Consider the following 25,718-nt stretch of genomic DNA (forward strand, 5'->3'; position numbering starts at 1 on the left):
GCCTCATGGCCGCCGGAATGCGCTTACTGCAGCGCTTGCACGCCTGCGACCAGCCAGCCGCTGTTGCCGCTGACGGGCTTGGTCATGTTCCAGACTTCGCGGAACGGGCCCGGGCCGGCCGAGTCGTCCTCGCGGATCATGCCGGAGAACTCCACGCTGGCCATGTAGGCGTCTGCCAGTTCCTCGATGCCGAGCAGCTTGGCGTCGAGCATCACCACCTCGGTCTTGTTCGGCGCGCCGCCGGTATGGCTGGCGCGGTCGGCCAGCTGCGTGCGGATTTCGTCGACCATGCTGTCGGTCATCATGGAGCGCAGCGTGGTGACGTCGGCGCGGTCCCAGGCGTCTTGCAGCGTGACGAAGTTGCGCTTGGCCGCGCCAAGGAAGCCGTCCACGTCGAAGCCGACCGGAATGCCCCACGACTGCGAGCCCGAGAGCGCCGAGCCGATCATGCTGCCGCCGGCCGCGGCACCCGCCGCGGAAAGGCTGCTGCCATGCCGCTCGTCGGTGTGCGCGGGCGAGGCGTCAAAGGCGGTTGCGTTGCGCTCCCACGGCCGTGCCGAGGCGTCGTTGCCGACGTTGGCGGGGCTGTACTGCGCAGGCGCGCTGGCGTTGGCCGGGTTGCCCGCGCCCTGGAAGGCGAAGCCGCCCTGGCGGCTGGCGCCCGACGAGGCGGCCGAACGCGCCTTGAACATGCGCCACACAAACAGGCCGGCCATGACCAGCAGGCCGATCAGCAGGATGTTGGCAAAGCCGGCGCCAAGGCCGAGCGAATTTGCAAGCCAGGCCAGGCCCAGGCCGGCGGCCAGGCCGCCGAGCATTGCACCCCATGGGCGCTTGGGTGCCGCGGCAGCGGGCGCCGGCGTTGCGGGCCGCGGCGCTGCGTTGGTTGCGTTTTGCTGCGCGGGCGCGCTGGGCGATGCGGCTTCGCGCTGCGTCACGTTGGACGATTGGCGACCGACCGATTTGCCGCCGCCGATGCGGGCTGCATCGGCCTGCACGCTGACCAGGGCCAGCACGCAAGCCAGGAACAAAGAACTCAAACTTTTCATGTCGTCTCCTCTTTAGAGCGAAGAATTCGCGTCATCAACACTTGATTCCAACATGAAGGGCGACCACGCCACCCGTCATGTTGTGATAGTCCACATGCCCGAAACCGCCCTCTTTCATGAGGGTCTTGAGCTCGTCCTGCGCGGGATGCATCCGGATCGACTCGGCCAGGTAGCGGTAGCTGGCGTCGTCGCCCGCCACCAGCTTGCCCAGGCGCGGCAGCACATTGAACGAATACCAGTCGTAGGCCTTTGCGAGCGGCTTGGCCACCTTCGAGAACTCGAGCACCAGGAGCTTGCCGCGCGGCTTGAGCACGCGGTTCATTTCCTTCAGCGCAATGTCCTTGTGCGTCATGTTGCGCAGGCCGAAGGCGACGGTCACCACGTCGAAGTGGTCGCTCGGAAAGGGCAGCTTCTCAGCGTCGCACACCAGCGTGGGCAGCGCGACGCCGGCATCGAGCAGGCGGTCGCGGCCAGTGCGCAGCATGGCTTCGTTGATGTCGGTGTGCACCACCTGGCCGCTGGCGCCGACCTTCTTGGAGAAAGCCAGTGCGAGGTCGCCGGTGCCGCCCGCGATGTCGAGCACGCGCGAGCCTTCGCCCACGTTGGCCACCATCACGGTGTAGGCCTTCCAGGCGCGATGCAGCCCCATCGACATCAGGTCGTTCATGAGGTCGTAACGCGTGGCGACGGAGTCGAAGACGCCGCGAACACGTTGCGCTTTCTCGCTTTCGTCGACTTTTTCGAAGCCGAAGTGGGTGGTGCTCATTGGCCTGATATTAGGCCGGAAGCACACACCTCAAGATGGCGACCCTGCGAAGACGCCGGGCATTTGTTGCTTTTTCTTCAAATAGCGGGGCGCTGCAGAGCGCGCCGCGCTTGCGTGCGCGGCTATCTTTTCGGTAGCGGAGGCCGTTTGGGGCTCAGTGGCTGCTGCAGGCGGAGCCGCCCTTGTCGATCATCGGCGCGTCGCGGTCCACGCCCGCGGCGGCAAGCCGGTGTTCGTATTCGGCCCAGAGCTCGGCCTGCTTGGCGCCGAGTTCATACAGCAGGTTCCACGAGAAGATGCCCGTGTCGTGCCCGTCGCTGAAGACCGGCTGCACGGCGTAGTTGCCCACCGGCTTCAGGTCGACCAGCTCGACTTCGCGCTTGCCGGTCTGCAGCACTTCCTGGCCCGGGCCGTGGCCCTGCACTTCGGCGGATGGCGAATAGATGCGCATCAGCTCGAACGGAATGCGGAAGGTGGCGCCGTCCGAGAACCCGACCTCGAGCATGCGCGACTGGCCGTGCACGGTGATCGATTGCGGCGTCGGTGCGCCGGCTTGCAAACCTGCCATCAGAAGCTCCTTGTGCCCAGTCGGGCAATCATCTCACTCTCGAGCGCGGGCAGGCGCGCGGCCACTGAGGCCTCTTGGGCCGCGTTCGCCTCGCGCTGCACCGGCGCCCACACGGAGCCGGGAAAATGGGTGTCGTCGGCAAACCGCGCAATCACATGCCAATGCAGGTGCGGCACCATGTTGCCGAGCGCCGCGAGGTTGATCTTGGCCGGCGAGAGGTGCTCGCGCAGGCACTGCTCGACCACCGCGACGGCTTCCATGCACAGCACGCGGTCAGCGGCGCTGAGGTCGGAAAACTCCGCCGCATGCTCGCGCCAGATCACGCGGTAGAAAGCCGGGAAGCCGGCCTCTTCGGCATGAATGACGCGAAGCTTCGCGCCTTCGAACACGACGCGGCCACCCGGGCCTTCGCAGAACGGACAGCCCGGGACCGGGCCGGTGGCGGCCATGGTCATACCAGCACTCGCTCGATGCCGCCATGGTTGGCGGCGGCCACGTATTCGGGCATCCAGTTCTTGCCGAGAATCTTGTTGGCCATTTCGACCACGATGTAGTCGGCTTCGAGCAGCCCGTTGTTCAAGTCGTTGCCGTAGCGCGAGAGGCCTTGCAGGCAGCTCGGGCAGCTGGTCAGGATCTTGACGTTGTCCTTCTCGCCGACCTGGCCGTTAGCGCGCAGCGCGGCCTCGCCCTTCTTGAGCTCTTCTTCCTTGCGGAAGCGGATCTGCGTGGAGATGTCGGGCCGCGACACGCCCAGCGTGCCCGATTCGCCGCAGCAGCGGTCGTTCTTGAGCACGTTGTCGCCGACCAGCGCCTTCACGGTCTTCATCGGGTCCTGCAGCTTCATGGGGCTGTGGCAGGGGTCGTGGTAGAGATAGCCACCACCCGCGGCATCGGCCAGCGTGATGCCCTTCTCGAGCAGGTACTCGTGGATGTCGATGATGCGGCAGCCCGGGAAGATCTTGTCGAACTGGTAGCCCTGCAGCTGGTCGTAGCAGGTGCCGCAGCTCACCACCACTGTCTTGATGTCGAGGTAGTTGAGCGTGTTGGCGACGCGGTGGAAGAGCACGCGGTTGTCCGTGATCATCTTCTCGGCCTTGTCGAACTGGCCGCTGCCGCGCTGCGGGTAGCCGCAGCACAGGTAGCCCGGCGGCAGCACGGTCTGCACGCCCGCATGCCAGAGCATGGCCTGCGTGGCCAGGCCCACCTGCGAGAACAGCCGCTCCGAACCACAGCCCGGAAAGTAGAAGACGGCCTCGGTTTCCGAGGTGGTCGCCTTCGGGTTGCGGATGATCGGCACGTAGTCGGCGTCCTCGATGTCGAGCAGCGCGCGCGCCGTCTTCTTCGGCAGGTTGCCCGGCATCTTCTTGTTGATGAAGTGGATCACCTGCTCTTTCAGCGGCGCCGGGCCCAGCGTGGCCGGCGGTGCGGCCGTCTGCTTGCGGGCAAGCCCGCGCAGCAGGTCGTTGGCCAGGCGCTGCGCCTTGAAGCCGATGCCCACCATGCCCGCGCGCACTGCCTTGATGGTCTGCGGGTTGGTCGCGTTGAGGAAGAACATCGCGGCCGCATTGCCGGGGCGGAAGCTCTTCTGCCCCATCTTGCGCAGCAGGTTGCGCATGTTCATCGACACGTCGCCGAAGTCGATCTTCACCGGGCACGGCGTGAGGCACTTGTGGCACACGGTGCAGTGGTCGGCCACGTCCTCGAACTCTTCCCAGTGCTTGATGCTGATGCCGCGGCGGGTCTGCTCCTCGTACAGGAAGGCTTCCACCAGCAGCGAGGTCGCGAGGATCTTGTTGCGCGGGCTGTACAGCAGGTTGGCGCGCGGCACGTGCGTGGCGCACACCGGCTTGCACTTGCCGCAGCGCAGGCAGTCCTTCACGCTGTCGGCAATGGCGCCGATGTCGCTCTGCTGCATGATGAGCGACTCATGCCCCATGAGCCCGAAGCTCGGCGTGTAGGCGTTGGTCAGGTCGGCATGCAGCTCGATGTTCTGCCCGGCGGGCGCGCGCAGCAGCTTGCCTTTGTTGAAGCGGCCTTCGGGGTCGACGCGCTGCTTGTAGTCCATGAAGGGCGCGAGCTCTTCGTCACTCAGGAATTCGAGCTTGGTAATGCCGATGCCGTGCTCGCCCGAAATCACGCCGTCGAGGCTGCGCGCCAGCGCCATGATGCGCACCACCGCGGCGTGCGCGGTCTGCAGCATGTCGTAGTTGTCGCTGTTGATGGGGATGTTGGTGTGCACGTTGCCGTCGCCCGCGTGCATGTGCAGCGCCACCCACACGCGACCCTTGAGCACCTGCTTGTGAATGGCCGTGCACTCGGCCAGGATCGGCGCGAACTCGGCGCCCGAGAAGATTTCCTGCAGCGGCTGGCGCAGCTGGGTCTTCCAGCTGGCTCGCAAGGTGTGGTCCTGCAGCTGCGGAAACAGCGTGTCGACGTCGCGCAGCCATTCGGCCCAGAGCGCACGCACGCCCTGCACCAGTGCCACGGCCTGCGCCACGCGGTCTTCCAGCAGCTCGGCCGCCGGAATCTCGTGCGCATCGTCGGTCTTGCCGAGCGGCAGGTTGCCGCGCAGCAGAAAGGCCTCGAGCGCATCGGTGAGCGCGAGCTTGTTCTGAAGCGAGAGCTCGATGTTGATGCGCTCGATGCCGTCGCTGTACTCGGCCATGCGCGGCAGCGGAATCACCACGTCTTCGTTGATCTTGAAGGCGTTGGTGTGCTTGCTGATGGCCGCCGTGCGCTTGCGGTCGAGCCAGAATTTCTTGCGCGCCTCGGGGCTGATGGCAATGAAGCCTTCGCCGCTGCGCGAATTGGCGATGCGCACCACTTCAGAGGTGACGCGCGCCACGGCGTCGGCGTCGTCGCCCGCGATGTCGCCGAACAGCACCATCTTGGGCAGTCCGCCGTGCTTCTTCGACTTGGTGGCGTAGCCCACGGCCTTCAGGTAGCGATCATCCAGGTGTTCGAGGCCCGCCAGCAGCACGCCGCTACGCTTCTGCTCGGCGAACATGAAGTCCTTGATCTCGACGATGCTGGGCACCGCGTCCTTGGCATTGCCGAAGAATTCGAGGCACACGGTGCGCGTGTGCGCCGGCATGCGGTGCACCACCCAGCGGCAGCTGGTAATGAGGCCGTCGCAGCCCTCTTTCTGGATGCCGGGCAGGCCCGAGAGGAACTTGTCGGTCACGTCCTTGCCGAGGCCTTCCTTGCGGAAGGTGCGGCCCGGAATGTCCAGGCGCTCGGTGCGCAGCTTGGTCTTGCCGTCGGCAGCGTAGTACTGCAGCTCGAACACGGCGCTCTCGGCGTCGTGGATCTTGCCCAGGTTGTGGCCGATGCGCGTGACTTCGAGCCATTCGGCCTGCGGCGTGACCATGCGCCAAGAGGCCAGGTTGTCGAGCGCCGTGCCCCAGAGCACGGCCTTCTTGCCGCCGGCGTTCATTGCCACGTTGCCGCCGACGCACGAGGCTTCGGCGGAGGTGGGGTCGACCGCGAACACATAGCCGGCACGCTCGGCCGCGTCGGCCACGCGCTGGGTGACCACGCCCGCTTCGGTCCAGACGGTAGCCACGGGCGCTTCCAGGCCGGGGAGCGAGACCATCTCGACCTCGGTCATGGCCTCGAGCTTCTCGGTGTTGATGACCACGCTCTTCCACGTGAGCGGAATGGCGCCGCCGGTGTAGCCGGTGCCGCCGCCGCGCGGAATGATGGTCAGGCCCAGCTCGATGCAGCCCTTGACGAGCAGCGCCATCTCGGCCTCGGTGTCGGGGCACAGCACCACGAACGGATATTCGACGCGCCAGTCGGTCGCATCAGTCACGTGCGACACGCGCGAGAGGCCGTCGAACTTGATGTTGTCCTTGGCCGTGAGGCGGCCCAGCACGCGCGTGGCCTTGCGGCGCAGGGCCGCCACGTCGCGAAAAGCGGTGTCGAAGGCGGCAACGGCCTGGCCGACGAGCCCCGTGAGCTCACCCACGAGCTGGTCGCGCGGCAGGTCGCTGTCGGGGGTGCGGCGCTTCTGGACTTCGGCCAGGCGGTGCTTGAGCGCATCGACCAGCTGGCCGCGGCGGCGCGGGTTGTCGAGCAGGTCGTCGACGAGGTAGGGGTTGCGCTGCACCACCCAGATGTCGCCGAGCACTTCGTACAGCATGCGGGCCGATCGGCCGGTGCGGCGCTCGGCGCGCAGGGTCTGGAGCAGTTCCCAGCCGCGCTCGCCCAACAGGCGGATCACGATCTCTCGATCGGAAAAGCTGGTGTAGTTATAGGGGATCTCGCGCAGTCGTACAGGCTCTGCGGCCTGCGACAACAGCGTGGTCAACGCGGTCGGAGCATTCATCGGGGTGGCACCTCGGCCGGGCGCTGCGCGCCCATAGCCGGGGGTGGGATTTTAGGCCAGCGCCCGCGGGTTTGCCCGGAGGGGCCTTAGAACAGCACGCGGCTGCGGATCGTCCCGTTCACCTTGGCCAACTTTTCCAGCGCCAGGTCGGAGTACGCCGCGTCGATGTCCATCACCACGTAGCCGATCTTCTCGTTGGTCTGCAGGAACTGCGAGGAGATGTTGATGTTGTTGTCGGAGAAGATCTTGTTGATTTCCGACAGCACGCCGGGCACGTTGCGGTGCACGTGCAGCAGCCGGTGCTTGCCGGGGTGGGCCGGCAGCGCCACTTCCGGAAAGTTGACCGACGAAGTCGAGGTGCCGTTGTCGCTGTACTTCACCAGCTTTTCCGCCACCTCGAGGCCGATGTTGGCCTGCGCCTCCATGGTCGAGCCGCCGATGTGGGGGGTCAGAATCACGTTGTCCAGGCCTCGCAAGGGCGACTGGAACTCGTCCTTGTTGGTGCGCGGCTCGACCGGAAAGACGTCGATGGCAGCGCCCAGCAGCTTTTTCTGCTTCAGGGCTTCGGCCAGCGGCTCGATCTCCACCACCGTCCCGCGCGAAGCGTTGATCAGGATGGAGCCCGGCTTCATGGCGGCGATTTCGGCCGCGCCGATCATCCACTGGGTGGCCTGCGTCTCGGGCACATGCAGGGTCACGATGTCGCTCTGGGCCAGCAATTGGTGCAGTTCGCGCACCTGGCGCGCATTGCCCAGCGGCAGCTTGGTGACCACGTCGAAAAAAGCCACCTGCATGCCCAGCGCCTCGGCCAGCACCGACAGTTGGGCGCCAATGGAGCCGTAGCCCACGATGCCCAGCGTCTTGCCGCGGATCTCGAAGGCGTTTTCAGCCGACTTGAGCCAGCCGCCGCGATGCGCCACCGCGCTTTTTTCAGGCACGCCGCGCAAAAGAAGAATTGCTTCGGCCAGCACCAGCTCGGCCACCGAGCGGGTGTTGGAATAAGGTGCGTTGAACACCGCCACGCCATGCTCGCGCGCGGCTTCCAGGTCGACCTGGTTGGTGCCGATGCAGAAGCAACCCGCCGCCACCAGCTTCTGGGCGGCCGCAAAAACCTCGGCCGTCAGCTGCGTGCGCGAACGGATGCCCAGGAAGTGAACGTCGGCGATCTTGGCCTTGAGCTCCGCATCAGGGAGCGCACCCGGCAGTGATTCCACATTGGTGTAGCCCGCGGCATGCAGGACCTCCACGGCGGAAGGGTGGATGCCTTCGAGCAAAAGGAACTTGATCCTGCTTTTGTCGAGGGAGGTTTTGCTGCTCATGACGTACTCGCGAAAGCCCCGGCCACGGCAACAGGCTAGGCCGAAAAAGGGGAAGGCGATGCTAGCATGCTGCGCCGCAGCATGAGGGAGCTCACCCCGCCGGAAGCCTTGTGCCAAAGGGGTTTTCCCGATTGGAAAATGACAACAGTCCGTGCGCCAATGTGACGCGGCCATGTCATCCATATGGCCTAGCATCCGCGCTTTCATTTCCCATCAGGAGTCTTCATGCGATTCAAGACGCTCGCGCTGGCATCGGCGCTGGCAGCCACCACGCTGTTCAATGTGGCCCACGCCCAAACCGAAATCCAGTGGTGGCATTCCATGAGCGGCCCGCTCGGCGAATGGGTCAACGACCTCGCCAAGCAGTACAACGCCAGCCAGAAGGAATTCAAGGTCGTGCCGACCTACAAGGGCCAGTACGACGAATCCATGACGGCCGCAATCGCGGCCTATCGCGCCGGCAATGCGCCGGATATCCTGCAGGTGTTCGAGGTTGGCACCGCCACCATGATGGCCTCCAAGGGCGCCATCAAGCCCGTGGGCGAGGTCATGAACTCCGGCGGCGCCAAGTTCGACCCCAGCGTTTACGTGCCGGCAGTGTCGGGCTACTACACCGCCCCCAACGGCCAGATGCTGAGCTTTCCGTTCAACAGCTCGACGACCATCTTCTATTACAACAAGGACGCCTTCAAGGCAGCCGGCCTCGACCCCGAGAAGGCGCCCACCACCTGGCCCGAAGTGATTGCCGCGGCCGACAAGCTCAAGGCCAGCGGCCACAAGTGCCCGTTCACCACCAGTTGGATGAGCTGGACCCAGCTCGAGAGCTTCTCGGCCTGGCACAACACGCTCTATGCAACGCAGAACAACGGCTTTGGCGGCACCTCGGCGCGCCTGGCCTTCAACTCGCCGCTGCAGGTGAAGCATTTCGAGAACCTGGCCAAGATGTCGAAGGACGGCACCTTCGTCTACAAAGGCCGCAACAACACGGCCGACGCCGCCTTCCCCTCGGGCGAATGCGCAATGATGACCGGCTCCTCGGGCCTGTACGCACGCGTGGCCAAGGACGCCAAGTTCAAGTACGGCATCTCTACCCTGCCCTACTACCCCGACGTGAAGGGCGCGCCGCAGAACACCGTCATCGGCGGCGCCAGCCTCTGGGTCATGTCCGGCAAGCCGGCCGACCACTACAAGGGCGTGGCCAGCTTCTTCAGCTTCCTGTCCGACACCAAGGTGCAATCCGAAAGCCACAAGCGCACGGGCTACCTGCCCATTACCACCGCGGCCTACAAGCTGACCGATGCCTCGGGCTTCTACAAGGACAACCCAGGCACCGACGTGGCCGTGACGCAGATGATCCGCAAGACCACCGACAAGTCGCGCGGCGTGCGCCTGGGCAGCTTCGTGCAGATCCGGACCATCATCGACGAGGAAACCGAGCAGATCTGGAACGGCAAGCGCACCGCCAAGGAAGCACTCGATGCCGCCGTCAAGCGCGGTAACGAGCAGCTCGAACGCTTCGAAAAAAGCCAACAAAGGCTGACGCCCCGTTCGGCTCGGCGCCGAAGTAGACTCGCCCGCCCGCCACTGCAAAAGCCGTGGGCGGGCGTTTCGTTTTTTGAGGGATTCGAGGGGCTATGGAAAAACGCGTTCTATTCCGATCGGCATGGCTGCCATGGCTGCTGATCGCGCCGCAAATGGCGGTGATCCTGGTGTTCTTTTTCTGGCCCGCCAGCCAGGCGATCTGGCAGTCGATGCAGACCGAGGACGCCTTCGGCACCTCCACCGTCTTCGTGGGCCTGGAGAACTTCAAGCACCTGTTCGACGACCCGGCCTACATCGAGTCGTTCAAGGTCACCGCGCTGTTCTCGGTGCTGGTGGCCGGCATCGGTATCGCGATCTCGCTGCTGCTGGCGATCTTTGCCGACCGCATCCTGCGCGGTTCGCTGTTCTACAAGACCTTCCTGATCATTCCGTACGCGGTGGCGCCGGCGATCGCGGGCGTGCTCTGGGTGTTCATGTTCTCGCCCAGCATCGGCGTGGTGAGCTACGGCCTGCGCAAGATGGGCATGGACTGGAACCACCTGCTCAATTCCAACCAGGCGCTGTCGCTGATCGTCGTGGCCGCCATCTGGAAGCAGATTTCCTACAACTTCCTGTTCTTCCTGGCCGGGCTGCAGTCCATTCCCAAGGCGCTGATCGAGGCCGCGGCCATCGACGGCGCCGGTCCGCTGCGCCGTTTCCTGACCATCCAGTTTCCGCTGCTGTCGCCCACCACCTTCTTCCTGCTGGTGATCAACGTGGTGTACGCCTTTTTCGACACCTTCGCGATCGTGCATGCCACCACCGAAGGCGGGCCGGGGCGCGACACCGCCATCCTGGTCTACAAGGTGTGGCACGACGGATTCCGGGCGCTCGACCTGGGCGGCTCGGCCGCTCAATCCGTGGTGCTGATGGTGATCGTCGTCGTACTCACGGTGGTCCAGTTCCGCTACGTCGAAAAGAAGGTCCAGTACTGATGGCGCACCCTTTCCCTTTTGCTTTTTTCCTCCGGAGCATCCGCCATGATTGAACGCCGGCCCGGCCTCACCGTCCTTTCGCACGTGGTGCTGATCCTGGGCATTGCCATCGTGGCCTTTCCCATCTACCTGGCCTTCGTCGCCTCGACCCACACACGCGACGAGATCCTGCGCGTGCCGATGCCGCTTGTGCCCGGTGCGCACATGGTCGAGAACTACACCGCGGCGCTCCTTGGCACCGAGACGCAGGGTGCGCGCGTGGTGGTGGGCCGCATGATGTGGATCAGCCTGGTCACGGCGCTGGTCATCAGCATCGGCAAGATCGCGATCTCGCTGCTCTCGGCCTTTGCCATCGTGTATTTCCGCTTTCCGTTCAAGAAGATCGTCTTCTGGATGATCTTCGTGACGCTCATGCTGCCGGTGGAGGTGCGCATCCTGCCCACCTACAAGGTGCTGGCGGACCTGAACATGCTCAACACCTACGCGGGCCTGACCGTCCCGCTGATCGCGTCGGCCACGGCAACCTTCCTGTTCCGGCAGTTCTTTCTCTCGGTGCCCGACGAACTGGTCGAGGCCGCTCGAATAGACGGCGCGGGGCCGATGCGCTTCTTCAAGGACATCCTGGTGCCGCTGTCGCAGACGTCGATCGCCGCGCTCTTCGTGATCCAGTTCATCTACGGCTGGAACCAGTACCTGTGGCCGCTTCTGGCCACCACCAGCGAAGACATGTACCCGGTGGTCATCGGCATCAAGCGCATGATCGCCTCGGGCGACGCCGCGGTCGACTGGAACCTCGTGATGGCCACCGCCATGCTGGCGATGATTCCGCCGGCCATCGTTGTGGTGCTGATGCAGCGCTGGTTCGTCAAGGGCCTGGTCGACACAGAAAAATGAGCCTCGGCGCGCCAGCCATAACCTGATATTTAAAACAGACAACATGTCAGCCATTTCCTTTCGCAACGTCATCAAGCGCTACGGCAAGGGTGCCAAGGCCAACCAGGTCATCCACGGCGTCTCGGCCGAGGTGAACAAGGGCGAATTCGTCGTCATCGTCGGGCCTTCGGGCTGCGGCAAGTCCACGCTGCTGCGCATGGTGGCCGGCCTGGAAGACATCTCGGCCGGCGACATCGCCATTGGCGGCCGCGTGGTGAACCAGCTCGAACCTTCCGAGCGCGACATCGCCATGGTGTTCCAGAACTACGCGCTCTACCCGCACATGAGCGTGTTCAAGAACATGGCCTACGGCCTGAAGATCGCCAAGCTGCCCGAAGCCGAAATCAAGACCCGCGTCGACAAGGCCGCCAAGATCCTCGAACTGGGCCACCTGCTCGAGCGCAAGCCGCGCGAGCTTTCGGGCGGCCAGCGCCAGCGCGTGGCCATGGGCCGCGCCATCGTGCGGCAGCCGCAGGTGTTCCTGTTCGACGAACCGCTGTCCAACCTCGACGCCAAGCTGCGCGCACAGACCCGCCTCGAAATCCAGAAGCTGCACCGCGAGCTCGGCATTACCTCGCTCTTCGTCACACACGACCAGGTCGAGGCCATGACGCTCGCGCAGCGCATCATCGTGATGAACGGCGGCGTGATGGACCAGTTCGCAACGCCCGAAGAGGTCTACAACCGGCCGGCCACCACCTTCGTGGCCAGCTTCATCGGTTCGCCGCCGATGAACCTGCTGCAGCATGCGCCCGGCGTGCGGGCGGGCCAGATTCTCGGCATTCGCCCCGAGCACATGAAGCTCGACGAAAGCGGCTGGTCCGTGCAGGTCGAGTCGGTCGAGCTGCTGGGCGCCGAACGGCTGGTGTATGGCCGCATCGGCGACGAGCAGATCATCATGCGCACCGACGAAGGCGATCATCCGCCGGTCGCGGGCGACACGGTAAAGATTGCGGCGCGCGAAGACAAGCTGCACTGGTTCGACGCCGGCTCCGGCAAGCGCGCGGACTGAAGCAAGATGCCGGAACTGAAACCCTGGCCCTACCCGCGCTGGGTAGCGCACCGCGGCGCCGGCAAGCTGGCGCCCGAGAACACGCTGGCCGCGTTCAGGCTCGGCGCCTCGCATGGCTACCGCATGTTCGAGTGCGACGCCAAGCTCAGCGCCGACGGTGTGGCCTTTCTCATGCACGACGCCGAGCTCGACCGCACCACCAACGGCCACGGCATCGGCGGAGAGCAGCCGTGGAGCGCGCTCTCGCAGCTCGACGCGGGCGGCTGGCACTCGCGCGCCTTTGCGGGCGAGCCGCTCGCCACGCTCGAGAACCTGGCCCGCTTCTGCCTGGCCAGCAACCATCTGCTCAACATCGAGATCAAGCCCACGCCCGGTACCGAGCGCAAGACCGGCGAGGCGGTGGCGCGGCAAGCGGCCAGGCTTTGGCACGGCGCGGCCATTCCGCCGCTGCTCACCTCCTTCCAGGTCGAGTCGCTCAAGGGCGCCCAGGCGGTCGAGCCCGGCTTGCCGCGCGGGCTGCTGCTCGACAAGCTCTGGAGCGGCTGGCTGGAGGCCGCCATCGGCCTGGAGTGCGCCGCCATCGTCTGCAACCACAAGCTCTGGGACGCCGACACGGTGGCCCAGGTGCACGGCGCCGGCATGCGCGCGCTGAGCTACACGGTGAATGACGAACAGGCCGCGCAGCGGCTGATCGCCCTGGGCACCGACGGCATCATCACCGACCGGGTCGACCTGTTCAGCCCCGCCGCCTGACCGCCCCGGCCACCGGCTGCGGCGGCTCGACACACGCTGTCACGAGCCGTTCCGCGGGCCGCAAATGGCGCCTTCTATGATGGCAGCCATGAGTTTCATCCCACGCCTGATGGCCTTTTGGCTGGCGGCCCTGCTGTGTTGCGCCGCCGCGGTGGCGCAGCCGGACGCCGGCACCGGCGCCAACAGCGCCGCAGCCGCGGCGCTCGCGCCCGAACCCACCGTGGCCGAACTGCGCGAGCAGCTCTCCAAGATCACCGCTTCGTCCGAACCCGACGCCGACGTTCGCAAGCTCGTCGCGCAGATCAACGAGATCGGCACCCAGGCCGACAAGTTCGTTGCCGCGCGCACCGGCGAACTGGCCGACCTGAACGCCCGGCTCGGCGAGCTCGGCAACCCGCCGGCCGCGGGCACGACGGAAGACCCCGACATCACGCGCCAGCGCGCCCGCCTCACCAAGGAGCGCAATGCGCTGGATGCGGACATCAGGCTCGCGCGCCTCCTGGCCATCGACGTGCGGCAGCGCAGCGCCGAGCTTCTCACCCAGCGCCGGGCGCTTTTCGAGGCGCAGATCACCGAGCGTGCCCCTTCTCCGCTCGGCGGCGAGTTCTGGCGCGACCTGCGCGAGGCATGGCCCAGCGATCTCGAACGCCTGAGCGCGCTGGCGTCCGGCCTGCAAGACGGACTTGCGCTGGCCATGCAGCAGGATGGAGCCCGAACCGCGGTTCTCGGGGCGCTGTTGCTGGCGGTGCTGCTCGCAATACTGGGCAACTGGGTGGCCGAGCACCTGCTGACGCGCATTGCCGCACGGCTGCTGCCGGCGGGCCGGCTTCGGCGTTCGCTGCTGGTCATCGCCATCGTGGCAAGCCATGTGCTGCTGGTTGCCATTGCGGCGCACGGCTTCGTGTGGGTGCTCGAGGAATACGCCACCTGGGAGCCGCAGGCACGCAAGGCCATGCGTTCGATGGCGCAGGCGCTGGTGTTCATGGCTTTCGTCATCGGGCTGGGCCGCGCGCTGCTGGCCACCAGGCGCCCGACCTGGCGCCTGCCGCCCATTCCCGATGCGATGGCAACACGCCTGGCCGCACTGCCGTGGCTGGTCGCGCTGGTGGCCGCGCTGGCCTGGACGCCGGCTGAAATCAACCAGCTGGTGAACGCCAGCTTCGCCGCCGTGGTGGCCACCCATGTGCTCACGGCGCTGGTGCTCACGGCGCTGGTCGGCGCGGTGATGTATCGCCTGAAGGCGCTGCGCGCCGATGCGCCCGAGGCCGGCCTGCCCGAGCGGCCGATGTGGGTGGGCCTGCTGGTGGCATGCATCGGCGTGCTCATCGTCACGATCTGGGTGCTGGTCGCGGTGGGGTATGTGGCGCTTGCGAGCTTCCTGGCTTCGCAGCTCACCTGGAGCGGCATCGTCGCGGCCGCTTTCTATGTGCTGTTCAAGTTTGCCGACGACGTTTTCATGGCCGGTGTGTCGTCGCGCAGCACCTTCGGGCAGCGCCTGCAAAAGAGCTTTGGCCTTGCGCCGCAAACGCTCGACCAGGCGGCCACGGTGCTCTCCGGCCTGAGCCGCGTGGCGCTGTTCTTCTACATGCTGATCGCGCTGGCGGCGCCCCTGGGCACCGGGCCCGGCGAAGTGTTCCAGCGCAGCGGCAAGTTCGGCACCGGCGTGAAGGTGGGCGAGTTCCAGCTGGTGCCCGGCGCCATCTTCAGCGCCATTGCCGTGGCGCTGGTGGGCTTCATCGTGCTGCGGGTGTTCAAGCGCTGGCTGGCGCGCAGCTACCTGCCGAGCACGCAGTTCGAGCCGGGCATGCAGAGTTCGATCACCACGCTGCTGGGCTACGTGGGCGGCATCCTGGTGGTGGCGTTCTCGCTCTCGGCGCTGGGCATCGGCATCGAGCGCATCGCGTGGGTGGCCAGCGCGCTGTCGGTGGGCATCGGCTTCGGCCTGCAGGCCATCGTGCAGAACTTCATCTCGGGCCTCATTCTCCTGGCCGAGCAGCCGGTGAAGGTGGGCGACTGGGTGGTGCTGGGCACCACCGAGGGCGATGTGCGGCGCATCAACGTGCGCGCCACGGAAATCCAGCTCGGAGACCGCTCGACGGTCATCGTGCCCAACTCCGAGTTCATCACCAAGACCGTCCGCAACATGACGCTGGCCAATGCGGAAGGCCGGGTGCTCATTCGCCTGCCGCTGCCGCTGACCACCGACGCCCAGCGCGTGCGCGACCTCATCCTGGAGGCCTGCCGCGCGCACGAGGGCGTGCTGGAAACGCCCGCGCCTTCGCTCACGCTCGAAGGCATCGAGGGCGGCCTGCTCATCTTCCAGGCCATTGCCTATGTGCCCAGCCCGCGCCTGGCGGGCAGCGTGCGCAGCGACCTGCTGTTCACCATCCTGGAGCGCCTGCGCGCGGAACGGATCGAGCTGGTGCCCTATGCGGCCGTGGCGCCGCCGGTTGCCGCTTCGGACGGCGCCGCGCCGGCCGCGGCCTAGCCGCCTGTTACATCCCGATCACCCAAGCAGGGGGCAAATGCCCGCCCTGATCGATCAATTGTCCGGAGCCCTGAAAACGAACAATCTACAGCCATGAGCAGGCGATCTCTCGCCAAGGCTCGCCCGGAGCATGAATGGCTGAAGAAAGCGACCTCGAAAAAACGGAACCCGCCTCACCGCAGCGCCTTGAAAAGGCCCGCGAGGAAGGGGACGTTGCCCGGTCGCGGGAGCTGGTCACCTTCGTAATGCTGGGTACGGCGGTTGCCGGCCTGTGGCTCACGGCGGGCTCGCTCGGCGGCACCTTGCGAGGCGCGCTGGCCCAGGGCATGCACTTCGACCGCGCCTCGGCGTTCGACCCCACCTACATGATGGCCCGCGCCGGGCTCATGGCGTACGAGGCGCTGATCGCGCTGGCGCCGCTGTTCGGCATGATGGTGGTGGCCGCGGTGGTCGCCCCCATGATGCTCGGCGGCTGGCTGTTCTCGGCCAAGGCCATCGGCCCCAAGTTCAACAAGCTCGACCCGATTGCCGGCATCGGCCGCATGTTCTCGACGCAGGCGCTGTCGGAGCTGATCAAGGCGCTGGCCAAGTCGCTGCTGATCGGCTGGGTGGCCTGGCTGGTGATCATGGGCAACATCGAAGAGGTCAATGCGCTCATGGCGCAGTCGGAGCGCGCCGCGCTGCCGCAGATGATCGCCCTGGTGGCGCGCAACTGCGCCCTGATTGCCTCCGCCCTGCTGCTGGTGGCCCTCATCGACGTGCCCTACCAGCTGTGGAGCTACCACCGCAAGCTGCGCATGTCGCGCGAAGACCTGCGCCAGGAGCACAAGGAAAGCGAAGGCGACCCGCACATCAAGGCGCAGATCCGCCGCCAGCAACAGCAGATGGCGCGCCGCCGGATGATGGCCGAGGTGCCCAAGGCCGACATCGTGGTGACCAACCCCACGCACTTTGCGGTGGCACTCAAGTATGTGGACCACGACATGCGTGCACCGCGCGTGGTGGCCAAGGGAAGCGACCTCGTCGCGGCGCGCATCCGCGAGCTTGCACGCGAGAACAACGTCGCCATTCTCGAAGCCCCGCCGCTCACGCGTGCGCTGTTCAAGCACACCCGCCTGGGCGACGAAATCCCGGCCGGCCTGTACACCGCGGTGGCCGAAGTGCTGGCCTGGGTCTACCAGCTCAAGCGCTGGAAGAGCGAAGGCGGCGAAGCGCCGCGCACGCCCGTCGACCTGCCCATTCCCGAATCGCTCGAATACTCGTTGGACGCCGCATGAACGCCACGCTGACCCGCCTGCAGGCGCAACTGTTCTCCGGAGCCCAGTGGAAGGGCCTTGCCGGCCCGGTGCTGATCGTGCTCATCCTGAGCATGATGGTGCTGCCGCTGCCGGCCTTCCTGCTCGACCTGCTGTTCACCTTCAACATCGCGATGTCGGTGATGGTGCTGCTGGTGAGCATGTACACCATGAAGGCGCTGGACTTCGCGGCCTTTCCCGCCGTGCTGCTGTTCTCCACGCTGCTGCGCCTGTCGCTCAATGTGGCTTCCACGCGCGTGGTGCTGATGCACGGCCACACGGGTCCGGATGCCGCGGGCAAGGTGATCGAGGCCTTCGGCCACTTTCTCGTGGGCGGCAACTTCGCGGTCGGCGTGATGGTGTTCATCATCCTGGTGCTGATCAACTTCATGGTGATCACCAAGGGCGCGGGGCGCATCGCCGAGGTGGGCGCGCGCTTCATGCTCGACGCCATGCCCGGCAAGCAGATGGCGATCGACGCCGACCTGAACGCCGGCCTCATCGGTGAAGACGTGGCACGCAAGCGCCGCCAGGAAGTCGCGCAGGAAGCCGACTTCTACGGCTCGATGGACGGTGCCAGCAAGTTCGTGCGCGGCGACGCGGTGGCCGGCCTCCTGATCATGGTGATCAACATCATCGGCGGGCTGGTGGTCGGCATGGTGCAGCACGGGCTGGACTTCAGCACCGCCGGCAAGACCTACACGCTGCTGGCCATCGGCGACGGCCTGGTGGCGCAGATTCCGGCGCTGGTGATCTCCACCGCCGCCGGCGTCATCGTTTCGCGCGTGACCACCGACGAAGACGTGGGCCGCCAGCTGACCGGCCAGCTGTTCTCCAACCCGCAGGTGCTCTTTCTGACGGCCGGCCTCATCGGCCTGATGGGCATGATCCCCGGCATGCCGAACCTGGCGTTCCTGCTGATTGCGGGTGGCCTGGTGTGGCTGGGCCGGCGCATCCTCAAGCGCGCACCGCAGGCTGCCGCCGAGCAGGCCGCCGCAGCGCAGGCCGCCGCCGCACCCGCGGTGGAAGCGCCCGAGGCCACGTGGGACGACGTGGCGCTGGTCGATCCGCTGGGCATGGAAGTCGGCTACCGCCTGATTCCGCTGGTCGACCAGACGCAGAACGGCGAACTGCTGGGCCGCATCAAGAGCATCCGCAAGAAGACCGCGCAAGAAATCGGCTTCCTGGCGCCGGTGGTGCACATCCGCGACAACCTCGAGATTGCGCCCAACACCTATGTCATCAGCCTGAAGGGCGTCGAGATCGGCCGCGGCGAAGCCTTCCCCAACCAGTGGATGGCCATCAACCCCGGCCAGGTGACCGGCACCCTGCCCGGCACGCCGACGCAAGACCCGGCCTTCCACCTGCCCGCGGTGTGGATCGACGCCAGCCTTCGCCAGGAGGCGCAGGTGCTCGGCTACACGGTGGTCGATGCCTGCACCGTCATGGCCACGCACCTGAACCACCTGATCCAGACCCACGCCGCCGAACTGCTGGGCCGCCAGGAAGTGCAGCAGCTGCTCGACCAGATCGGCAAGACCGCGCCCAAGCTCACCGAAGACCTGGTGCCGAAGGTCATTTCGCTGAGCACGCTGCACAAGGTGCTGCAGAACCTGCTCGACGAAGAGGTGTCGATCCGCGACATGCGCACCATTCTCGACGTGATGGCCGAGCACGCGCCCACCGTGAAGGACGCGGCCGAGCTCACCTCGCTCACGCGCCTGGCGCTTGGCCGCGCGATCACGCAGCAGCTGTTCCCGGGCGATTCCGAACTGCAGGTGATCGGCCTGGACGGCGCGCTCGACAGCGTGCTGCAGCAGGCGCTCGCCAACAACAACGGCATCGAGCCGGGCCTTGCCAACAGCCTGATGCAGCAGACCCGCGCCGCGATTGCGCGCCAGGAGCAAATGGGCCTTGCGCCGGTGCTGGTCGTCCAGCATTCGCTGCGGGTCCTGCTTTCGCGCTTCCTGCGCCGCAGCTTCCGCCAACTCAAGGTTCTCTCGCACGCCGAGATACCTGACACCCGCAACATCAAGATCACCGCCACCATCGGAGGAAGAGTTTGAACACCCAGACAGACGTGCGGACCAGCGCACGCAAGTTCGTCGCCCCCACCAGCCGGGAAGCCCTGCGCCTTGCGCGCGAAGCACTCGGCGCCGAAGCGATGGTGCTGACCAATCGCGTGGTTGCCGAAGGCGTGGAAATCGTCGCCATGGCGCCGGACGAAGTGGAAGAAGTGCGTGCAAGCGCACCCGTGGCGCAGGCCGCAGCGCAACCCATGCCGGCCCCCGCTCCTGCACCCGCTCCTGTTGCAGCTCCTGCAGCCGCCCCTGCGTCCGCCTTCATGCTCACCCCGGCGCCCGCCCCCGCACCCGCGGCGGCCCCCGTCGCAGTCGAGAGCGTGCTCGGAGAGCTGCACTCGATGCGCTGCATGATCGAAGAACAGCTCGCCGGCGTGGTGTGGAACGACAAGCAGCGCCGCGACCCGATGCGCGGCCGCCTGCTGCGCACGCTGCTCGGCGCCGGCTTCAGCGCGCGGCTCTCCAAGGCCATGCTTGAGCACCTGCCCACGGGCCAGAGCTATGCCCAGGGCATGGCCTTCGTGCGCTCCGAGCTGATCCGGACCCTTCCGGTGCATGAAGATGAAGACGCGCTGCTGGCGCAAGGCGGCGTGTATGCGCTGATGGGCCCCACCGGCGTGGGCAAGACCACGACCACGGCCAAGCTTGCCGCGCGCTGCGTGATGCGCTTCGGCGCCGAGAAGCTGGCGCTGGTCACCACCGACAGCTACCGTATCGGCGCCTACGAACAGCTGCGCATCTACGGCCAGATCCTCAATGTGCCGGTGTACGCCGTGAAGGATGCGGCCGACCTGCACCTGGTGCTGCAAGACCTGCGCGACAAGCACATGGTGCTGATCGACACGGTCGGCATGAGCCAGCGCGACCGCGCCGTCTCCGACCAGATCGCCATGTTCTGCAACAGCCAGCGCCCCGTGAAGCGGCTGCTGCTGCTCAATGCCGCCAGCCACGGCGACACGCTCAATGAAGTGGTGCACGCCTACCGGCATGGCGGCGGCAACGAACTGGCGGGCTGCATCTTCACCAAGGTCGACGAAGCCACCCACCCCGGCGCGCTGATCGACACCGTGATTCGCCACCGCCTGCCGGTGCACTATGTGTCCAGCGGACAGAAGGTGCCCGAGAACCTGATGCGCGCCGACCGCGCCCAGTTGGTGGACAGCGTGTTCCAGGCCAACAGCCGCAGCGCGCTCTTCGTTCCCGGCGAAAGCGACATGCAGGATGGGTCTGCCGCAAACGCCGATGCGTCCGCCGCGCAGGCCGAGGCCGAACGGCAGCGGCTGCGCTACCGCCAGCTGATTCGCGCCATGGCGCACGATGCGCAAGAGGTGGCCGCCGCCGCGGCCGCGCTCGCAAACGCCCCCCTCGGCTTCGAGCAATCGCGTGCGCTCTGGCGCCAGGCCGCCGACGAGAACGTCGGCCACAAGGCGGTGCTGGAGGCGCTCATGACGCACGCCACGAGCGAGATCGCGACCGGTTGCGACACCCACCTGCTTGCGCTGTCGAGCCAGGTCGGACTCAAGTCGGATGAAGGCGGCGACGCGTACCAATGCCATGGCAGCCTGCTGCTGTCCGACCGCACCGGCATGCCCCTTTCCGCGCCCAACCAGTGGCTTTCCACCGGCACGGCGCGCAACCCCGCCGATCCGGCGCGCAGGCCCGGCGTGCGGCAAGTGCAATGGCTGCGCCAGCAGGACTTCGGCAAGACCGTGGTGCACGTGCTGTCGCGGCTGCCCGCGGCCGAGCTCATGCTGCAGTGGAAAGTGCAGCGCCAGCAATGGCTCGCGCGCGCACCCGGCTCCACCGCGGTCATCGATCCGCGCACCGGCGAATACGCCACCCTCACCGGCCTGGACTTCTCGTTCGGCGAAGAACACCTCGTGACCTTCAAGGGCCGCCCCGCGCTGCAGGCTGAAGCCCAGGCCCACATCACGCTGCGCACCGACGGCGGCCCGCCCGGCCTGCGCTGCGTGGTCACCCGCATCACCGATCCGCGCAGCCGCAAGGTGCTGGCGCAGACCTATGCACTCTCCAACGTCGACCAGGAAGTTTCCGTTCAGCAGCTTGCGCAATGGCAGGCCTGGGCCGCCGAAGCGGAGCCCTGCTTCCGCCTGCTGCGCCAGGGCCTCTCGGTCATCGGTGGGCTCGGCGAGGCGGGCGATCCGCACATGATGAAGCGCCTGCTCATCGCAGGCCAGGTCACCACCACCGTGTGGCGGCTGCTGCAGGCTGAAGGCGACTGGGCCGGCCGCACGCGCGCGCTGCTGGGCCAGCTGACCGGCCGCCCGGTGCGTCCGGGGCGTCCGCTTTCGGGCAATGTTCTGTATGCAGGCATGGGCAAGCTGTTCTTCCTGCTGGAGGCGCTGGACACGTGAGCAAGCTGGTGCCGGATCAAGCCGACGGACTGCGGCGGCTGCTCGCCCAATCGTCCGTGCGGCTCATCGCCATCGCGGGTATGGAGCGCCGACAGGGCTCCACCACAGCGGCAATGAACCTGGGCGCGGCCCTGGCCCACATGGGCAAGGACGTGCTGCTGCTGGACGAGCACAAGGCCAGCGCAAATTCAGTTCGCGGCGCATGGGCCGTCGACCCGCTCGGAACGCTGGCCGATGTCGCCACCCGGCGGCTCACCTGCGAAGGCGCGGCCGCGCGCGCCGAGTGCGGCGTCAACGTGCTGCCGGCGGTGCCGGGCGCCCAGCCCGACCACGTCGACCCGCGTCTTTTCTGGGACGGCGACGTGGTGCTGGTCGACGCGGCACTCGACAGTGCCGGCCACTTGTCGCCGCTGGCGCGGCTGGCGGACGACCTGGTGGTGGTGCTCCAACCCAATCCCGCGTCCATCACCGCCACCTACTCGGGCATCAAGCGGCTGCACTACGCGCATGCGTTGCACCAGCTGCGGCTGCTGGTCAACGGCGTTGCCGAACCCGACGCGGCCCGGCGGCTCATGGCCAACCTGATCGACACGGGCAGCCGCTACCTGGCGATTTCGATGCATGCCGCGGGCTGGGTGCGCGCCGATCCGCACCTGAGCGATGCAAGGCGCCTGCGCCGGACCGTCGTGGAGGCGTTCCCGACCAGCCCGGCGGCGGTGGACTTCCGCGTCATCGGCGCCGACGTTGCGCAGTGGCCGTGGCGCCCGTCGATTCGCGCACGCGACGCGGAGCCTGCGCGCTGGCGGCCCGAGGCGCTGGCGCAGCAACAAGCACATGAGGAAAGGGAAGGCCGTGTACACCGCTCAGGGCAATATTGAAAAGTCTCATCTGCTGAAGCAGCACCAGCCCATGGTGCGTCGCATGGCGCTCCAGATGCTGGCCAAGCTGCCCGCCAGCGTCGAGCTCGACGACCTGATCCAGGCCGGCATGATCGGCCTGCTGGACGCCTCCACCCGCTACCAGGACAACCGCGGCGCGCAGTTCGAAACCTTTGCGAGCCAGCGCATCCGCGGCGCCATGCTCGACGAGCTGCGCGCGAGCGACTGGGGCTCCCGCAACCTGCGCCAGCAGGCCCGCAAGGTCGAGCAGGCGATCCAGTCGCTGGAGCACCGGCTGGGCCGGCCCGCCACCGAAGGGGAGATCGCCAAGGAACTGAAGATGGACCTGGACGACTACCAGTCGCTGCTGCAGGAGATCCAGGGCTGCCAGTTGCTGTACGTCGAAGACTTTGCGCAGGAAGGCGAATCCGACAACCCCTGGCTCGACCGCCAGGCGCGCGGCGGCCGCCCCGGCGCCGACGACGACCCGCTGGCGCAACTGCTCGAAGCCGGTTTTCGCCACGAGCTGGTCGACGCCATCGCCGCCCTGCCCGAGCGTGACCAGCTGCTGCTGAACCTCTACTACGAGGAAGAACTGAACCTGCGCGAGATCGGCGCCATCCTGGAAGTGACCCAGTCGCGCGTGTGCCAGCTGCACGCCCAGGCCATCAGCCGCCTGCGCGCAAACCTGAAAGATTCGCTCTAGCGCCGCTTGACCCTCACGTAGCGGCAGGGTCTACGATGCCTTCAACTTGAGAGGGAAGGCATGTTCTTGAAGATCGGCGAACTCGCCCGGCGCACCGGGCTGACGGTTCGCGCATTGCGCCACTACGACGACATCGCGCTGCTGGTGCCGTCCGAAAGATCCAGCGCCGGCTATCGCCTGTACGGCCGCAAGGACGTGGCGCGGCTCTACCGCATCCAGGCGCTGCGGCGGCTCGACCTGCCGCTTGCAGACATACAGCAACTGCTCGACGACGACGCCGGAGGGCTGCCGGAAGTGGTCGCACGGCAGGTGGCGCAGCTCGACGAAGAGATCCGGCGGGCCTCCGCGCTGCGCACCCACCTGCTCGCGGTGCAGGGCCTGCTGCAGGCCAGCGAAGAGCCCGGCATCGACGACTGGCTGCTGGCGCTCGAAAGCATGGTTGCAGGCGCAAAGTACTTCAGCGACGACGAGCAGCGCACGCTCAAGGCGCAGCGCGGCGGCTCCACCGACGCCATGGCGCCCGAGCGCGCGGAGTTGTCGGAGTTGCTGCGCAGCCTGGTGGCCGCCGGAACGCCGCCCGAGAGCCCGCAGGCGCAAGCCCTGGCGCAACGCTGGATTGCGCTGCTGCTCGAAGAGGCCGGCGGCGACGAAGGCCTGCTGATGAAGCTCTACGCCATGCACTGGAACGAGCCGTCGCTGCATGCGCTCACCGGCGTAGACCGCGCGGGCATTCGCTACATCTCGCACGCCATGGCGTTCGCGCGCCTGCAACTCTATGCGCCCTACTGCAGCAAGGAAGACATGGTCAAGCTGCGCCGCCACTACGTTGCGCAGACCGATGCGTGGCCGCCGCTCATCGCGGAAGTCCGGCAGCAGATGATGGCCAACGCCCCACCCCATGGGCCGGCCATGCGCGCGCTGGCGTTGCGCTGGCAGGCGCTGTCGCTCGCCAAGGCCGGCGGTGACGCGGCACTGCATGCAAAGCTGCAGCGGGCGTTCCGCGAAGACGCGGCGCTGCGGGCCGGCTCGGGCATCGACGAGGCGCTGGCTGCCTACGTCGGGCAAGCCATTGCGCAGTTCGACGGCGCACCGCCCCTCATGAACGAACCCGAAGGCACCCAGTGAACGCAGCAGCGCAGAAGAACCCTCACTTCTTTACCGGCAACTACACGCCGCTGACCGAGGAGCACGACATTGCCGCGCTCGAGATCGAAGGCGCCCTGCCACCCGGGCTCTCCGGCAGCCTGTACCGCGTCGGACCGAACCCGCAGTTCGCACCGCGCGACGACAGCTACCACTGGTTCTCGGGCGACGGCATGGTGCACGCCTTCCATATCGGGGGCGGCAAGGTGTCTTACAGCAACCGCTGGGCGCGCACGCCGAGATGGCAGCTCGAACACGAAGCCGGGCGCGCGCTCTTCGGCACCTTCGGCAACCCTGCCACCAGCGATCCGATTGCACATGGCCAGAACGGCGGCACCGCCAACACCAGCATGCTGTGGCACGGCGACCGATTGTTCGCGCTTGAAGAATCGCACCAGCCTTTCGAACTCGATGCGTTTACGCTGGCTTCCAAGGGGCACCAGAGCTTCGGCGGAAGCGTGGCCTCGCGCTGCACCGCGCATCCGAAGATCGACCCCGAGACCGGCGAACTGCATTTCTTCGCGTACTCGCCCGACGGACCCTGCTCGCCGACCATGCTCTACGGCGTGATGGACCCGCACTGCGAAGTCACGCAAATGCAGTCGTTCACAGCGCCGCACGCCAGCATGGCACACGACTTCATGCTGACGCGCGAGCACGTTCTCTTTCCAGTCACGCCGCTGACGCTCAGCGTCGAGCGCGCGATGCAAGGCAAGCCGCTGCTGGCGTGGGACGCCACCAAGCGCACCCATGTCGGCGTGATGCGCCGCGGCAGCGCGGTCGACACCCTGCGCTGGTTCGACACCGACGCCTGCCACCTGTTCCACGTCATGAACGCCTGGGACGACGGCAACACCATCGTGGCCTATATGATGCAGTCGGAAACCGCCCCCGGCCTGCCCGATGCCGAAGGCCGCGCCGGCGACCCGCACGCCATGGCGGCGCGTCTGTGCCGATGGACCTTCGACCTGGCCGGCAAGAGCAGCGGCTTCCAGCGTGAATACCTGGACGACCTGGCAGCGGAGTTCCCGCGCATCGACGAGCGCTACACCGGCCGGCGCAACCGCTACGGCTTCTACACCTGCCATTCGACACCACGCGCGCGGGACGACTCGGAGAGCGTGCTCTACGACAGCCTTGCCCGGTTCGACTTCGAGAGCTCCACGCGCAGCCTGTACACACTGCCGCAAGGAGACGTGGTGTCCGAACCGGTGTTCGTGCCGCGCGCGGCGGACGCGGCCGAGGGCGACGGCTGGCTGCTTGCCGTAGCCTGGCGCGAAAAGGAAAAGCGCAGCGACCTGCTCGTGTTCGATGCCATGCGCCTGTCCGCAGGGCCGGTTGCGGTTGCCCGCCTGCCGCACCGCGTGCCGTTCGGCTTTCACGGGAATTGGCGTCCGTGCAACAAAGTGACTTTAGACACTGGGGCCGATCGTTCCTTCCCCTAAATTTGCGCGGGGCCTGATCTCGGCCCTTTGCAACAAACGGGGAGGATCGCATGAAGAAGTC

19 protein-coding genes are annotated in these 25,718 nt (G+C 66.7%); 13 read left to right on the forward strand and 6 right to left on the reverse strand.

What is annotated here, in order from left to right; translation table 11 throughout:
• Positions 1 to 23: 23 nt before the first annotated feature.
• The 6 genes from M0765_RS03495 to serA all read right to left on the reverse strand — a co-directional run bounded on the left by M0765_RS03495 (position 24) and on the right by serA (position 8,032).
• Positions 24 to 1,049, reverse strand: a complete 1,026-nt coding sequence (locus M0765_RS03495; RefSeq protein WP_258502064.1) for a Tim44 domain-containing protein — start codon at positions 1,047 to 1,049, stop codon at positions 24 to 26.
• 34 nt (positions 1,050 to 1,083) lie between these two features.
• Positions 1,084 to 1,815 (reverse strand): bifunctional demethylmenaquinone methyltransferase/2-methoxy-6-polyprenyl-1,4-benzoquinol methylase UbiE, encoded by a 732-nt coding sequence (gene ubiE, locus M0765_RS03500; RefSeq protein ID WP_126748374.1) that lies wholly within the window; start codon positions 1,813 to 1,815, stop codon positions 1,084 to 1,086.
• Positions 1,816 to 1,969: 154 nt separating this feature from the next.
• Positions 1,970 to 2,383 carry a DUF971 domain-containing protein gene (locus M0765_RS03505; RefSeq protein WP_258502065.1) on the reverse strand — a complete coding sequence of 138 codons (414 nt, stop codon included), beginning with the start codon at positions 2,381 to 2,383 and terminating at the stop codon, positions 1,970 to 1,972.
• Positions 2,383 to 2,838, reverse strand: coding sequence for an HIT family protein (locus tag M0765_RS03510; RefSeq protein ID WP_258502066.1), 456 nt, complete (start codon positions 2,836 to 2,838; stop codon positions 2,383 to 2,385). The genes M0765_RS03505 and M0765_RS03510 overlap by 1 nt, the downstream gene beginning before the upstream one ends.
• Complete coding sequence (locus M0765_RS03515; protein ID WP_258502068.1) at positions 2,835 to 6,713, reverse strand: FAD/FMN-binding oxidoreductase; 3,879 nt, start codon at positions 6,711 to 6,713, stop codon at positions 2,835 to 2,837. The genes M0765_RS03510 and M0765_RS03515 overlap by 4 nt, the downstream gene beginning before the upstream one ends.
• A gap of 86 nt (positions 6,714 to 6,799) precedes the next feature.
• Positions 6,800 to 8,032, reverse strand: a complete 1,233-nt coding sequence (gene serA / locus M0765_RS03520; protein ID WP_258502070.1) for a phosphoglycerate dehydrogenase — start codon at positions 8,030 to 8,032, stop codon at positions 6,800 to 6,802.
• A gap of 225 nt (positions 8,033 to 8,257) precedes the next feature.
• Here serA and ugpB point away from each other — a divergent pair, with 225 nt between their 5' ends.
• The 13 genes from ugpB (at position 8,258) to M0765_RS03585 (ending at position 25,657) form a co-directional block, all read left to right on the forward strand.
• On the forward strand, positions 8,258 to 9,715 hold the full coding sequence (gene ugpB, locus M0765_RS03525; protein ID WP_258502071.1) for a sn-glycerol-3-phosphate ABC transporter substrate-binding protein UgpB: 1,458 nt from the start codon (positions 8,258 to 8,260) through the stop codon (positions 9,713 to 9,715).
• Positions 9,667 to 10,548, forward strand: coding sequence for a sn-glycerol-3-phosphate ABC transporter permease UgpA (gene ugpA / locus M0765_RS03530; protein ID WP_258502072.1), 882 nt, complete (start codon positions 9,667 to 9,669; stop codon positions 10,546 to 10,548). Before ugpB ends, ugpA begins: the two co-directional genes overlap by 49 nt.
• Before the next feature lie 45 nt (positions 10,549 to 10,593).
• Positions 10,594 to 11,442, forward strand: a complete 849-nt coding sequence (gene ugpE / locus M0765_RS03535) for a sn-glycerol-3-phosphate ABC transporter permease UgpE (protein WP_258502073.1) — start codon at positions 10,594 to 10,596, stop codon at positions 11,440 to 11,442.
• A gap of 43 nt (positions 11,443 to 11,485) precedes the next feature.
• Positions 11,486 to 12,493: a sn-glycerol-3-phosphate ABC transporter ATP-binding protein UgpC gene (gene ugpC, locus M0765_RS03540; RefSeq protein ID WP_258502074.1), complete on the forward strand. Its 1,008-nt coding sequence runs from the start codon at positions 11,486 to 11,488 to the stop codon at positions 12,491 to 12,493.
• A 6-nt stretch (positions 12,494 to 12,499) separates the two neighbouring features.
• Complete coding sequence (ugpQ, locus tag M0765_RS03545; protein ID WP_258502075.1) at positions 12,500 to 13,246, forward strand: glycerophosphodiester phosphodiesterase; 747 nt, start codon at positions 12,500 to 12,502, stop codon at positions 13,244 to 13,246.
• A gap of 88 nt (positions 13,247 to 13,334) precedes the next feature.
• A complete protein-coding gene (locus tag M0765_RS03550; RefSeq protein ID WP_258502077.1) occupies positions 13,335 to 15,734 on the forward strand; it encodes a DUF3772 domain-containing protein in 2,400 nt (799 codons plus the stop codon).
• Positions 15,735 to 15,868: 134 nt separating this feature from the next.
• The gene (flhB, locus tag M0765_RS03555) at positions 15,869 to 17,011 is read left to right on the forward strand and encodes a flagellar biosynthesis protein FlhB (RefSeq protein ID WP_258502078.1); all 1,143 of its coding nucleotides are present in this window, start codon (positions 15,869 to 15,871) and stop codon (positions 17,009 to 17,011) included.
• Positions 17,008 to 19,095, forward strand: a complete 2,088-nt coding sequence (gene flhA, locus M0765_RS03560) for a flagellar biosynthesis protein FlhA (protein ID WP_258502079.1) — start codon at positions 17,008 to 17,010, stop codon at positions 19,093 to 19,095. Before flhB ends, flhA begins: the two co-directional genes overlap by 4 nt.
• A complete protein-coding gene (gene flhF, locus M0765_RS03565; protein ID WP_258502081.1) occupies positions 19,092 to 21,485 on the forward strand; it encodes a flagellar biosynthesis protein FlhF in 2,394 nt (797 codons plus the stop codon). The genes flhA and flhF overlap by 4 nt, the downstream gene beginning before the upstream one ends.
• A complete protein-coding gene (locus M0765_RS03570; RefSeq protein WP_258502082.1) occupies positions 21,482 to 22,363 on the forward strand; it encodes a MinD/ParA family ATP-binding protein in 882 nt (293 codons plus the stop codon). The genes flhF and M0765_RS03570 overlap by 4 nt, the downstream gene beginning before the upstream one ends.
• On the forward strand, positions 22,320 to 23,069 hold the full coding sequence (locus tag M0765_RS03575; protein WP_258502083.1) for an RNA polymerase sigma factor FliA: 750 nt from the start codon (positions 22,320 to 22,322) through the stop codon (positions 23,067 to 23,069). The genes M0765_RS03570 and M0765_RS03575 overlap by 44 nt, the downstream gene beginning before the upstream one ends.
• Positions 23,070 to 23,129: 60 nt before the next feature.
• Positions 23,130 to 24,194 carry a MerR family transcriptional regulator gene (locus M0765_RS03580; RefSeq protein WP_258502084.1) on the forward strand — a complete coding sequence of 355 codons (1,065 nt, stop codon included), beginning with the start codon at positions 23,130 to 23,132 and terminating at the stop codon, positions 24,192 to 24,194.
• On the forward strand, positions 24,191 to 25,657 hold the full coding sequence (locus tag M0765_RS03585; RefSeq protein WP_258502085.1) for a carotenoid oxygenase family protein: 1,467 nt from the start codon (positions 24,191 to 24,193) through the stop codon (positions 25,655 to 25,657). The genes M0765_RS03580 and M0765_RS03585 overlap by 4 nt, the downstream gene beginning before the upstream one ends.
• Positions 25,658 to 25,718: the final 61 nt, after the last annotated feature.

Source organism: Variovorax sp. S12S4 (assembly GCF_023195515.1).
Taxonomy (GTDB): Bacteria; Pseudomonadota; Gammaproteobacteria; order Burkholderiales; family Burkholderiaceae_C; genus Variovorax.

Coding starts and splice junctions, on each gene's coding strand:
- M0765_RS03515 (WP_258502068.1), bottom strand. CDS start 6,713: ATGAATGCTCCGACCGCGTTGACCACGCTGTTGTCGCAGGCCGCAGAG.
- flhB (WP_258502078.1), top strand. CDS start 15,869: ATGGCTGAAGAAAGCGACCTCGAAAAAACGGAACCCGCCTCACCGCAG.
- M0765_RS03580 (WP_258502084.1), top strand. CDS start 23,130: ATGTTCTTGAAGATCGGCGAACTCGCCCGGCGCACCGGGCTGACGGTT.
- ugpC (WP_258502074.1), top strand. CDS start 11,486: ATGTCAGCCATTTCCTTTCGCAACGTCATCAAGCGCTACGGCAAGGGT.
- ugpB (WP_258502071.1), top strand. CDS start 8,258: ATGCGATTCAAGACGCTCGCGCTGGCATCGGCGCTGGCAGCCACCACG.
- ugpA (WP_258502072.1), top strand. CDS start 9,667: ATGGAAAAACGCGTTCTATTCCGATCGGCATGGCTGCCATGGCTGCTG.
- M0765_RS03575 (WP_258502083.1), top strand. CDS start 22,320: ATGAGGAAAGGGAAGGCCGTGTACACCGCTCAGGGCAATATTGAAAAG.
- M0765_RS03505 (WP_258502065.1), bottom strand. CDS start 2,383: ATGGCAGGTTTGCAAGCCGGCGCACCGACGCCGCAATCGATCACCGTG.
- M0765_RS03550 (WP_258502077.1), top strand. CDS start 13,335: ATGAGTTTCATCCCACGCCTGATGGCCTTTTGGCTGGCGGCCCTGCTG.
- M0765_RS03495 (WP_258502064.1), bottom strand. CDS start 1,049: ATGAAAAGTTTGAGTTCTTTGTTCCTGGCTTGCGTGCTGGCCCTGGTC.
- ubiE (WP_126748374.1), bottom strand. CDS start 1,815: ATGAGCACCACCCACTTCGGCTTCGAAAAAGTCGACGAAAGCGAGAAA.
- ugpE (WP_258502073.1), top strand. CDS start 10,594: ATGATTGAACGCCGGCCCGGCCTCACCGTCCTTTCGCACGTGGTGCTG.
- serA (WP_258502070.1), bottom strand. CDS start 8,032: ATGAGCAGCAAAACCTCCCTCGACAAAAGCAGGATCAAGTTCCTTTTG.
- flhA (WP_258502079.1), top strand. CDS start 17,008: ATGAACGCCACGCTGACCCGCCTGCAGGCGCAACTGTTCTCCGGAGCC.
- ugpQ (WP_258502075.1), top strand. CDS start 12,500: ATGCCGGAACTGAAACCCTGGCCCTACCCGCGCTGGGTAGCGCACCGC.
- M0765_RS03510 (WP_258502066.1), bottom strand. CDS start 2,838: ATGACCATGGCCGCCACCGGCCCGGTCCCGGGCTGTCCGTTCTGCGAA.